Origin of the sequence: Nocardioides sp. (genome assembly GCF_024509035.1) — a bacterium.
In the GTDB taxonomy this organism is placed as follows: Bacteria; Actinomycetota; Actinomycetes; order Propionibacteriales; family Nocardioidaceae; genus Nocardioides.
Genome location: NZ_JANINT010000052.1, coordinates 1 through 11,019, shown reverse-complemented (window position 1 = coordinate 11,019; position 11,019 = coordinate 1). Strand labels below are relative to the sequence as shown.

Annotated in this window: 11 protein-coding genes and 1 pseudogene; 9 read left to right on the top strand and 3 right to left on the bottom strand. The window is 73.8% G+C overall.

Annotated features, from left to right (window positions below):
• Positions 1 to 295 precede the first annotated feature (295 nt).
• Complete coding sequence (locus Q0L15_RS04490) at positions 296 to 781, top strand: CarD family transcriptional regulator (protein ID WP_011757466.1); 486 nt, start codon at positions 296 to 298, stop codon at positions 779 to 781.
• 93 nt (positions 782 to 874) lie between these two features.
• On the top strand, positions 875 to 1,489 hold the full coding sequence (locus Q0L15_RS04485) for a 2-C-methyl-D-erythritol 4-phosphate cytidylyltransferase (protein WP_296602538.1): 615 nt from the start codon (positions 875 to 877) through the stop codon (positions 1,487 to 1,489).
• Here Q0L15_RS04485 and Q0L15_RS04480 read toward each other — a convergent pair.
• On the bottom strand, positions 1,434 to 2,114 hold the full coding sequence (locus tag Q0L15_RS04480; protein ID WP_296602536.1) for a 2-C-methyl-D-erythritol 4-phosphate cytidylyltransferase: 681 nt from the start codon (positions 2,112 to 2,114) through the stop codon (positions 1,434 to 1,436). The two genes, Q0L15_RS04485 and Q0L15_RS04480, sit on opposite strands and share 56 nt — an antisense overlap.
• 242 nt (positions 2,115 to 2,356) lie before the next feature.
• Between Q0L15_RS04480 and nirD the strand changes: the two genes are divergently transcribed.
• Positions 2,357 to 2,728, top strand: coding sequence for a nitrite reductase small subunit NirD (gene nirD, locus Q0L15_RS04475; RefSeq protein WP_296602535.1), 372 nt, complete (start codon positions 2,357 to 2,359; stop codon positions 2,726 to 2,728).
• Here the strand turns inward: nirD and ispF are convergent.
• A complete protein-coding gene (gene ispF / locus Q0L15_RS04470) occupies positions 2,712 to 3,206 on the bottom strand; it encodes a 2-C-methyl-D-erythritol 2,4-cyclodiphosphate synthase (protein ID WP_296602534.1) in 495 nt (164 codons plus the stop codon). The two genes, nirD and ispF, sit on opposite strands and share 17 nt — an antisense overlap.
• Positions 3,207 to 3,232: 26 nt before the next feature.
• Between ispF and Q0L15_RS04465 the strand changes: the two genes are divergently transcribed.
• The 3 genes from Q0L15_RS04465 (at position 3,233) to Q0L15_RS04455 (ending at position 6,887) form a co-directional block, all read left to right on the top strand.
• On the top strand, positions 3,233 to 4,843 hold the full coding sequence (locus Q0L15_RS04465) for a molybdopterin-dependent oxidoreductase (RefSeq protein WP_296602532.1): 1,611 nt from the start codon (positions 3,233 to 3,235) through the stop codon (positions 4,841 to 4,843).
• Complete coding sequence (locus Q0L15_RS04460) at positions 4,840 to 5,619, top strand: SDR family oxidoreductase (RefSeq protein ID WP_296602531.1); 780 nt, start codon at positions 4,840 to 4,842, stop codon at positions 5,617 to 5,619. Before Q0L15_RS04465 ends, Q0L15_RS04460 begins: the two co-directional genes overlap by 4 nt.
• Positions 5,620 to 5,789: 170 nt before the next feature.
• Positions 5,790 to 6,887 carry a hypothetical protein gene (locus tag Q0L15_RS04455; protein ID WP_296602529.1) on the top strand — a complete coding sequence of 366 codons (1,098 nt, stop codon included), beginning with the start codon at positions 5,790 to 5,792 and terminating at the stop codon, positions 6,885 to 6,887.
• 61 nt (positions 6,888 to 6,948) lie between these two features.
• Here the strand turns inward: Q0L15_RS04455 and Q0L15_RS04450 are convergent, their stop codons facing one another.
• Positions 6,949 to 8,145: a C39 family peptidase gene (locus Q0L15_RS04450; RefSeq protein ID WP_296602527.1), complete on the bottom strand. Its 1,197-nt coding sequence runs from the start codon at positions 8,143 to 8,145 to the stop codon at positions 6,949 to 6,951.
• Between the two features lie 22 nt (positions 8,146 to 8,167).
• Between Q0L15_RS04450 and cysS the strand changes: the two genes are divergently transcribed.
• From cysS to Q0L15_RS04435, 3 genes and pseudogenes are all read left to right on the top strand, one after another.
• Entirely contained in the window at positions 8,168 to 9,559 is a 1,392-nt protein-coding gene (gene cysS / locus Q0L15_RS04445; protein WP_296602524.1) for a cysteine--tRNA ligase, read from the top strand.
• Entirely contained in the window at positions 9,559 to 10,503 is a 945-nt protein-coding gene (gene rlmB, locus Q0L15_RS04440; RefSeq protein WP_296602523.1) for a 23S rRNA (guanosine(2251)-2'-O)-methyltransferase RlmB, read from the top strand. Before cysS ends, rlmB begins: the two co-directional genes overlap by 1 nt.
• Positions 10,504 to 10,655: 152 nt before the next feature.
• A pseudogene (locus tag Q0L15_RS04435) lies at positions 10,656 to 11,019 on the top strand (metallophosphoesterase); the annotation flags it as partial.

Genomic DNA, 11,019 nt, shown 5'->3' with positions numbered 1-11,019 from the left:
GCCGCGCCGGCGTCGAGGACGGGGGCGGATCCGGGACCGGCGTGGTCGCCGCGTCGGGCGCGTCGGCGGGGGGCGGGGTGGCCCCGGGGCTGGCGCGGCGGCGGAGGGTCGGCGACATACCCCGCAGTATCTGTCAGACCCCAGTCCGGGGTGGGGATTCGGCGTCCGGGCGTGGCCGCCACCACACGACGTACGGATCTGTCAACCCCCGATTGTGCCCCTGACCTGCGCAAACGATCCGAAGGGGATTCTCAGCCCGTGTTAAGATAGGGGCCTAGGAAGGGGTACCTGACATATGACTTTCACCGTCGGCGAAACGGTTGTTTACCCGAATCACGGAGCCGCAGTCATCGAAGACATCGAGATGCGGAAGATCAAGGGAGAGGACCGGCAGTACCTCGTACTCCGTATCGTCGCCCAGCAGGACCTGGTGGTCCGAGTGCCCGCCTGCAACCTGGACCTCGTGGGGGTCCGCGACGTCGTCGACAAGGAGGGTCTCGACCGCGTGTTCGACGTCCTCCGTGCCGCGCACGTGGAGGAGCCGACCAACTGGTCGCGTCGCTACAAGGCCAACCTCGAGAAGCTGCACAGCGGCGACGTCATGAAGGTCGCCGAGGTCGTGCGCGACCTGTGGCGCCGCGAGCGCGACCGCGGCCTGTCCGCCGGTGAGAAGCGGATGCTCGCCAAGGCCCGGCAGATCCTGGTCTCCGAGCTGGCGCTGGCCGAGCACACCAACGAGGACAAGGCCGAGGCCCTCCTCGACGAGGTGCTCGCTTCCTGACGCATCAGCGCAGACGTTCGACGAGGCCCCCGGGTGTTGCGCCCGGGGGCCTCGTCGTCTCCGGGGCACGAGACGTCATACGTTGTGGGGACTATGGCCCACGATTCGTATGACCTCCCGGAGGATCCCGCGCCTGCGCTCGGCACCGTGCTCGCCGACGGGCGCGACTCGCTGCCGTTCGCGCTGATCCACGGCGAGGCCCTCGTCGCGTGCGCCGCCTGGGCGCTGGGCGAGGCGGGCGTCCTGCCGATCGACGACGGTACGCCGTGGGAGGCGGTCGTCTCCGCGGGTGAGCCGTTCGTCGTGCACGACCCGCTGTGCCCGATGACCCCGCCGGAGTTCATCGCGCACTGCGTCGCCCGGGCGCTGGAGCGCTCCTGCGTGGTGGTCGGCGTCCGGCCGGTCACCGACACCGTCAAGGTGGTCGCCGAGGGCGTGGTCGGCGAGACCGTCGATCGCGAGGGGCTGGTCGCGGTCGCGGCACCGGTGGTGCTGCCGCCGTCGGTCGTCGCCGACCTGGGCGGTCTGCCCAGCCACGACCTCGTCGAGCTGGTCGCGACGCTGCGCAGCCGCTACCCCGTCGAGCTGGTCGAGGCTCCGCCCGCCGCGCGCCGGGTCGGGTCCGAGGACGACGTGCGCGTGCTCGAGGCGCTCACCGCAGGCGATCGGCCAATCGATCAGCCAGGGCCAGGTCCTCGGGGAACGTGACCTTGAGGTTGCGGGGGCTGCTGCCCACCGCCACCACGGGCAGGTCGGTGTAGCGGCTCCAGCAGGCCGCCGTGTCGGTGCCGTCGAAACGGTCGGCGTCGGCCGCGGCGTAGGCGGCGAGCAGCTCGCGCGCCCGGAACGCCTGCGGGGTCTGCACGCCGTCGAGCTCCGGCAACCCCCGGCCGTCGAGCGCGAGCAGCCCCGGCAGCCGCACCACCGGGATCGCGCCGCCGCGTGCGCGGGCCGCCTCGATCGTCGCGGCGAACAGCTCGCGGCCGGCCAGCGGGCGGGCGCCGTCGTGGATGGCGATGACGTCGATCGCCCCCGACTCGACCTCGGGCGCGAGCGCGCGCAGGGCGTTCGACTCCGACCCGTGCCGGGTCGCGCCGCCCTCGACGACACCGACCTCGCCGGCCCCGAGGTACGGCGCGAGGGCCGCACCCACCAGGTCGCCCTCGCCGGGCCGGACCACGACCAGCACCCGGCGTACGTCCTCGAGCGCGAGCGCGTCGCACACCGACCAGGCGAGCAGCGGCCGATCGCCGAGGGACAGCAGCACCTTGTTGGTCCCGGCGCCCACGCGGGTGCCGGACCCGGCGGCGAGGATCACGACGGCTGCGGGCACGTGCGCAGTGTAGGAGCCCGCGTCTGGCGCGTCGGCTTCGCCGCCACGCCGGCCGAGGCCGCGGGGTCGGTCCCCGGGTGGGTGGTCCGACGGTGTGGTTGCGGTCGGCGCGCTGCCTGCGGCGTGCAGACGCGCCGACTCGGCCCGGTGGGGTGGGGTCCGAGGGTTTTCATGCCTGTTACACGGTGAAACAGGGGATCAACACCCCGGCCCTAGGTTCGACGGACCAGGAAGGGGCCGATATGGGATCCGGGTCCGTGGAGTGGCAGCCGGTCTGCCGGGTCGTCGAGCTCGAGGTCGAGCGCGGCGCGACGGCGCTGGTGCACGGGCAGGCGATCGCGATCTTCCGCACCCAGGACGAGGAGGTCTTCGCGCTGGGCAACCACGACCCGTTCGCCAAGGCGTCGGTGATCGCACGCGGCATCGTCGGGGTGCGCGGCGGGGTCCCGTTCGTCGCCTCACCCACCCACAAGCACGCCTTCGACCTGCGCAGCGGCAGGTGCTTGGACGACGACCACGTCTCGGTCCCGGCCTACGAGGTCCGCGTCGTCGAGGGCGTCGTGCTGGTCGGCCACCGTAAGGACCCGGCCGCGGCCGTCAGCCCCCGGCGGTGACCAGCGCGGTGGCGATCGCCGCGACCCCCTCGCCCCGGCCGGTGAGGCCCAGCCCGTCGGTGGTCGTGGCCGAGACGCTGACGGGGGCACCCACGGCGGCGCTGAGGGCCGCCTCCGCCTCCGCGCGGCGCGGTCCCAGCCGCGGCCGGTTGCCGATCACCTGCACCGCGACGTTGCCGATCGCGAAGCCCGCGGCCCGCACCCGCCGGGCGGTCTCGGCGAGCAGGGCCGCACCGGACGCACCGGCCCAGGCCGGCTCCGCCGTACCGAAGTTCGAGCCGAGGTCGCCCAGGCCCGCCGCGGACAGCAGCGCGTCACAGGCGGCGTGCGCGGCGACGTCGGCGTCCGAGTGACCCTCGAGGCCCTGCGGCTCGTCGGGCCAGTGCAGCCCGGCGAGGTGCAGGGGTGCGCCGTCGACCAGGCGGTGCACGTCGGTGCCGATGCCGATCCGGGGGAGGAGCTCCACGACGACGATCATGCCGGACGGTGCGCAAGAATCAGTCGGTGAGCACCTCCCGCGCATGGCCGCTCGCCGGCCTGGTCGCCGGGTTCGCCGGTCTCGCCGTGAGCTACAGCCTCGCGATGGTGATGACGATCCGCGACTCTCCGGTCGTCGCGGTCGCCGAGCTCGTGGTGCGGCTCACGCCCGGTCCGGCCGTCGAGGGAGCCATCAAGTTCCTCGGCCGGGCCGACAAGCCGTTCCTGGTGGTCGTGATCCTCGTGCTCAGCGCCGCCGTCTTCGCGTGGACCGGGCTGCTCGCGCGGCGCACCTGGTGGCGGTCGGTGATCGTGTACGCCGTTCTCGCGGCGATCGGCGGGGTCGCGGTGTGGGTCCAGCGCGGCGCGACGGCCCTCGACGCGCTGCCGGTCGCAGCCGGCTTCGCGACCTGGCTGATCTGCCTCTCGCTGCTCACCGAGCCGCTGCGCCGCCACGAGCGCGCGCTCGCGGCCGCGCCCGCGACCGACACCGGGCCCGGCTCCGGTCCCGGCTCCGGGTCCGCCGGCCACACCCGGCGTACCTTCCTGCTCCGCGTCGGCGTCCTCGTGGGTGCCGGGGCGACCCTCGGCGTCGTCGGGCGGGCGATCGGGCGCAGCCGCCGCCACGTCGAGGCGACCCGCCGGCTGCTGCGGCTGCCGGGCGTCAGCCGCCCGGTGCCGCCGCCGGACGTGCGCGTCGGCGTGCCCGAGATGACCCCGTGGATGACGCCGACCGAGACGTTCTACCGGATCGACACCGCGTTCGTGGTCCCGGCGATCGAGCCCGCCGACTGGACGCTGCGCATCCACGGCATGGTCGACCGGGAGGTCGTGGTGACCTACCAGGAGCTCGTCGACCAGGCGCTGACCGAGGCGTGGGTGACGCTCAACTGCGTCTCCAACGAGGTCGGTGGCAACCTGATCGGCAACGCCTGGTGGAGCGGGGTGCGGATCGCCGGTCTGCTGCGCGCCGCCGGCGTGCACGAGGGCGCGGACGCCGTGCTGCAGACCTCCGAGGACGGCTGGACGTGCGGCACGCCGCTCAGCGTCCTCACCGACGAGCGCGACGCGATGCTCGCGGTGGCGATGAACGGCAGTCCCCTCCCGATCGAGCACGGCTTCCCGGTGCGCACGATCGTCCCGGGGCTCTACGGCTACGTCTCGGCCTGCAAGTGGGTCGTGGACCTGGAGGTCACCCGGTTCGCCGACATCGAGGCCTACTGGACCTCGAAGGGCTGGTCGGAGCTCGGTCCGGTCAAGCTCGCCTCGCGCATCGACGTGCCGCGCGACGGCGGAGAGGTGCCGAGCGGGGGCGCCCAGGTCGCCGGCGTCGCCTGGGCCCAGCACACCGGCATCGACGCCGTCGAGATCTCCGTCGACGGCGGGTCGTGGGTGCCGGCGCGGCTGGCGGGCGTGCCGAGCGCGGACACCTGGGTGCAGTGGGTCGCGACCGTCGACCTCGACCCCGGCGACCACACCGTCAGCGTGCGCGCCACCGACGCCGACGGGCTCGTGCAGACCGGCGAGGTCCGCGACGTGCTCCCCGACGGGGCGACCGGCTGGCACACGATCGAGCTGACCGCCGTCGAGCCGGAGGAGCCCGACGCGTCCGAGGAGACTCAGGAGGAGGACGGATGAAGGACTTCGCCGACCGGACCGGCGCGGCACTGGTCGTGGGTGGCAGCGGTGGTCTCGGACTCGCGATCGCGCGGATGCTCGCCAGCCGCGGGTCCGACGTCGCGCTCACCTACCGCTCGCGCCCCGAGGCCGGGGCGGCGGCCGTCGAGGCGGTCCGCGAGTGGGGACAGCACGCGACGTCGTACGCCCTCGACCTGGGCGCGCCCACCGCGGCCGCCGACGCCGCGGCGGTGGTCGACGCCGTGGTCGCGTCGCACGGCGGGCTGCACACGGTGGTGTACGCCGCGGGGCCGCACGTGCCGATGACCCACCTGTCCGCGGTCGCGCCGACGGCGATGGCCGAGCAGCTGGCCGCCGACGCGGCGGGGTTCTTCGCCGTCGTGCGGCCCGCGCTGCCGGCGCTGCGCGAGTCGCAGGGCTCGATCGTGGCCGTGACGACCGCCGCCACCGCCCGCTATCCCGTGCGCGACGGTCTCTCGTCGGCGCCCAAGGCCGCGGTCGAGGCGATCGTGCGCGCGCTGGCCGCCGAGGAGGGCCGCTACGGCGTGCGCGTCAACGCCGTCGGGCCGGGCATGCTCACCGACGGCATGGCCGCGCGCCTGATCTCCTCCGGCGAGCTCTCCGACGACGCGCTCGCCGCCGCGCGTCGCAACATCCCGCTGCGCCGGTTCGGCAACGCCACCGACGTCGCCGAGGCCGTCTGCTTCCTCGCCTCCGACCGCGCGGGGTTCGTCTCCGGGCAGAAGCTCGACGTCGACGGCGGGTTCGGCGTCTGAGCGACGTCCCTGCCGCGCGTGCGTCCCCGGTGGGAGCGCGATCATGCCGACGACCTGCGCACGACTAGACCAGTGGCTAACGGTTCGGCCAACGGGCACCTCACCGCCGCACCACGCGGGGGGCTCGGGGCGCCGCGCACATTTCACGACGTCACTGGGGGAAGTCAGTTATGAAGCTCTTCGCGGTCCTGACCGCGTCCGTCATCAGCGCCGGGGCGAGCCTGCTCGTCATGTCACCGGCCTCCGCACACACGCCCGCCATCAGCGCGGACTGCTCCGGCGTGCACGTCGGCGCCACGGCGTACGACGCCGGCATGGCCAACCGCTGGTCGGTGACCATCGGGGGCGTCACGCAGAGCGGCACCTTCGGGTCGTCGCTGAACCAGACCTTCCCGGTGCCGCAGGACGGCGCGACCACGGCGTGGTCGGCGTACGTCGAGGCCGCGGACGGCAGCTACCACGGCGAGCGGTCGGGAAGCGTCGGCCCGTGCGGCACGCCGAGCGACGCGTGCGTCGACCTCCCGGGCAACCAGCCCGTCGGCACCCCGTGCACGCCGCCGCCCGACGTGACCCGAGCCGACGCGAAGGCCCTCGACGGCTGTGCTGTCGCGTTCGGCGGCACGACGTACGGCGCCGGCGCGCTCACCTACGACGAGCAGTTCACCGATACCTACGTCTTCAACGGCGCCACGAACGCGTGGGACCTGGTGACCGACACGACGCCGACCATCGCGAACGTCGTCTTCACGCCCTGGACCACCCAGGAGCAGGTCGCCGCGGACTGCGTCGAGATGCCCGCCCAGCCGCCGGCCGTCCACGAGTCGCACTCCTCCGAGGAGGTCGACTGCGACTCCGACACCGTGGTGACCACGACGGTGAGCACCACGACGCCGTTCGTCTACGACGACGCCACCAACACCTGGGTGCCGGGCGAGCCGGTCACCCACACGACGACGTCGGAGTCGCCCGCTTCGCCGCAGGAGTGCCCCGAGTCCGGAGTGAGCCCCTCGGACATCCACGTCCAGGCGGCGTCCTCGACCTCGGCTCCCGACGACTCCTCCACGAGCCTCCAGGTGCCGACCACGATCGCGGCCGGTCTCTCGGCGACGCCCGAGGCGCCGGCCGCGGCGCCCGCCGGCGCGGCCCCGGTCTCGGCGGCCCCTGCCGCCGCGGCTCAGGGTGACCCCGGTCAGACGCCGGCGCTGCTCCTGCTGGTCGTCGGCGCCGGCCTGGTCGGGACGGCACTGCTGCGGGTCCGCCGCGGCTGAGCCACCGCGCTCCCACGACTGCCGGTCGGGCCCGAGGCCCGGCCGGCAGTTCGCGTCTCCGCTACCAGTTGCCCGGGCTGTTCGCCGGCAGCGGGTGGGCGTCGTCGGTGATCACGTAGACGGTGCCGCCGGACGTCGGGATCCAGGCATCCTCGAACTGGCCGCGGTCGTAGGTGCGGCGCACGCCGGCGCGGGTGGCGGCGGCCGGGTCGTTGACGACCACGTCGCCGGTGTCGGTGAAGCCGACGATCACCAGCAGGTGGCCGGCCGAGGCCGAGATCGGCGCGCCGCTCAGCTCGCCACGCCCGAACGCGATCGAGGCGACCAGCGGGACGCCGGCGGCGATGAACCGCTCGGCCTCGCGCAGCGAGCGCAGCCGGGTCACGAACGCGTGGCCGGTCTGAGCGGCGGCGTAGGCGGTGTTGAACGGCCAGTTGCCGGTGCCCGCATAGTCGGCGTCGTAGGTCATCCGCGCCGCGTGGTCGACCCAGGGGTCGACGTGGCCCGCCGGCACCCATGAGTACGCCGCGGGCGCGGGCAGCGCGTCGTAGTAGCCGAGCACCATCGAGGTCGACGTCGGGGAGCACCACGCCTCGCCGCCCGCGCCGTACTCGGGGTAGTGGCCGCGGTGCACCATCTGGGAGTAGCGCGGCACGTCGAGCACGATGCCGCGCCCCACCCCAGGACGCGAGGTCGCGACGTCGGAGGTGTCCGGCAGCAGCGAGGACATCGCGCCGACCGAGTCGAGCGACGGCGACGCGGCCTGGCCGGCGGCCCGGGCCAGCGTGACCCGGAGCTGGTAGGCCCGCACGCCGCCGGGCACCACCCACGTGTCGACGTTGACGGAGGCGAGGTCGTCGGCCTGGCCGGAGTCCGTCGTACGCCGCACGAACCGGTCGCCGCTCGCCCAGACCGCGAGCGTGTCCCAGCTCGAGCTGGTCGCGCCCGACCGGCCGCGCACCTCGATGGTCACCCGGCTGTCGCCCGGGGTGCGCGCCGACCACGACGCGATCAGGCGGGTCAGCCCGAAGCCCGGTCCGGCCCACGGCGACGTCCACCGGCCGCTGTCGGCGCCCGGCACCAGCGCCACCCGGCCGCCCGTCACCCGCAGCGACTCGAGCGTCCCCGAGCGCAACTCGCGCGGCGTGTCCCAGGAGGTGTAGTCGATCCGGCGAGCTGGGGCGGCCTGCGCCGGAGAGGCGAGCAGCGTCAGCACGAGTGCCGCGGTCAGCAGGATCGAGGATGTCAGTCGCCTCACCGAAGAACTCTAGACTCTGCGGGTGACCATCCGGCTGTACGACACTGCGACCCGCGGAGTCCGTGACTTCGCACCCCTCGAGGAGGGGAAGGCGGGTCTCTACGTCTGCGGCCTCACCGTGCAGTCCGAGCCGCACGTCGGCCACGTGCGCTCGGCGGTCAACTTCGACGTCCTCCGCCGCTGGCTGACCCACCGCGGCTTCGACGTGACGTTCATCCGCAACGTCACCGACATCGACGACAAGATCCTGGTGAAGTCGGCCGACCAGGGCCTGGCGTGGTACGAGCTCGCCTATCGCATGAAGCGCGAGCTCGACCGGGCCTACGACGCGCTGAACGTGCTGCCCCCGACCTACGAGCCGGCCGCCACCGGGCACGTGCCCGAGATGATCGTGCTGATCGAGGAGCTGATCGCGAAGGGGCACGCGTACGCCGCCGAGGACGGCTCCGGCGACGTCTACTTCGACGTGCGGTCCTGGCCGCAGTACGGCGAGCTGACCCGCCAGCGCATCGACGACATGGAGGCGGCCGAGGACGCCGACCCGCGCGGCAAGCGCGACCCGCGCGACTTCGCGCTCTGGAAGGGCCACAAGGAGTCCGAGCCCGCGACCGCGTCCTGGCCCAGCCCCTGGGGTGCGGGCCGGCCCGGGTGGCACATCGAGTGCTCGGCGATGGCCGGCAAGTACCTCGGCAGCGCCTTCGACATCCACGGCGGCGGCGTCGACCTGCGCTTCCCGCACCACGAGAACGAGCTCGCCCAGTCGCGCGCGGCCGGACGGGCGTTCGCGTCGTACTGGATGCACAACGCCTGGATCACCACCGCCGGCGAGAAGATGAGCAAGTCGCTGGGCAACTCGCTGACGATCCCCGCGGTCCTCGAGCAGTACCGCGGCATCGAGCTGCGCTACTACATCGTCGCGGCCCACTACCGCAGCCACGTGGAGTTCAGCTTCGAGGCGCTCGACGAGGCGGCGGTGGCGTTCCGGCGCATCGAGAGCTTCCTCGAGCGCGCGGGTGCCGGCGCGCCAGGTGAGGTGCCGGAGGCGTTCGCCGCTGCGATGGACGACGACCTCGGCACGCCGGCAGCGACCGCGGTCCTCCACGACACCGTGCGTGAGGGCAACCGCGTCGACGACCCCACCGAGCAGGCCGCCCAGGTGCGCGCCATGCTCGGCGTCCTCGGCCTCGACCCGACCGACCCCGTGTGGGCGAGCGGCAGCAGTGGGCACGAGGAGCAGCTGACCTCCGTGGTCGACGCGCTGGTCGCCGGCCTGCTCGAGCAGCGGGCGGAGGCGCGTGCCGCCAAGGACTTCGCCGCAGCCGACGCCATCCGCGACCGGATCAAGTCCGCCGGCATCCAGATCACGGACACCCCCGACGGCCCGAAGTGGTCACTGGAAGCAGGAACGAAGTAATGGCAGGCAACTCCCAGCGCAAGGGCGCGATCAAGAAGACCGGCAAGGGCAACCCCACCGCCGGCTCCGGCGGCCGGGTCCGCCGCGGTCTCGAGGGCAAGGGCCCCACGCCGAAGGCCAAGGACCGGCCCTACCACCAGGCCTACAAGGCGGCGAAGCGCGCGGAGAAGTCGAGCGCCGGCCGCCCGCGCCGCAAGAGCGGCACCGAGGCCGAGTGGGTCGCCGGGCGCAACTCGGTCGTCGAGGCGCTGCGCGCCGGGGTCCCGGTGACCGGGGTCTACGTGGGCGAGGGCGCCGAGCGCGACGGCCGGCTGCGCGAGGCGTTCGCGATCGCGGCCGAGCGCGGGCTCAACATCCAGGAGGTCACCCGCGGCGAGCTCGACCGGATGACCGGTGGTGCCGTCCACCAGGGGCTGGCGGCGCGCATCCCGCCCTACGAGTACGCCCACCCCGACGACCTGCTCGACGCGGCCGCCGCCAACGGCGAGCCGCCGCTGATCGTCGCGCTCGACTCGGTCACCGACCCGCGCAACCTCGGTGCGGTCGTGCGCAGCGCCTCCGGCTTCGGCGCCCACGGGGTGCTGATCCCCGAGCGCCGCTCCGCAGGCATGACCGCGTCGGCGTGGAAGACCAGCGCCGGCGCGGCCGCGCGGCTGCCGGTCGCCCAGACCGTCAACCTGGTCCGCCAGCTCAAGGCCTACCAGGACGCGGGCTGCATGGTGATCGGCCTCGCCGCCGACGGCGACGTCAGCCTGCCGCAGCTCGAGCTGGCCGACGGCCCGCTCGTGGTCGTGGTCGGCTCCGAGGGCAACGGCCTGTCCCGCCTGGTGAGCGAGACCTGCGACCAGCTCGTGTCGATCCCCATGGCCAACCAGCTCGAGTCGCTCAACGCCGGCGTCGCGGCCTCCGTGGCGCTCTACGCGATCTCGGAGTCGCGTCGCTGACCGTCGGGCGGATCCCGCGGGCCCTGGCGTACGTCGGGGTCTGGCTGGCCTGCGCGGTCCTGATCGGGCTGGCGCTGTTCCTGACCAGCAGCCGCACGGTCGTCCTGGCCAGCCACGACGCCGTCATCCGGCCGGACTTCTCCGGCCACGCGGTGCTGCACACCGGGCCGGTCCTCCCCGACGTACGCGTCGACTCCCCGGGCTTTCTCGGCGTCGACATCCGGCTCGGCAAGACCGACGCGCAGTCGACCGACGAGCTGATCCAGCGCTACGCCGCCATCGCCGGCCAGCCCGAGGGCCAGGTCGCCAAGGTGGCCGACGCGTTGCGCGACATGGCCATCAGTGCGGGCCTGCGCGGTGGAGTGCTCGCGCTCCCGCCGGTCGTGGGGTGGGCACTGGTCGGGTCCGCACGCCGCCGTGAGCTCGCGCGTCGCGTGCACACGCCGCACGTGGTGCTCGGCATCGTCGCGACCGTGCTCGTCGGTCTCGCGCTGTGGCAGCCGTGGACCGGTGACG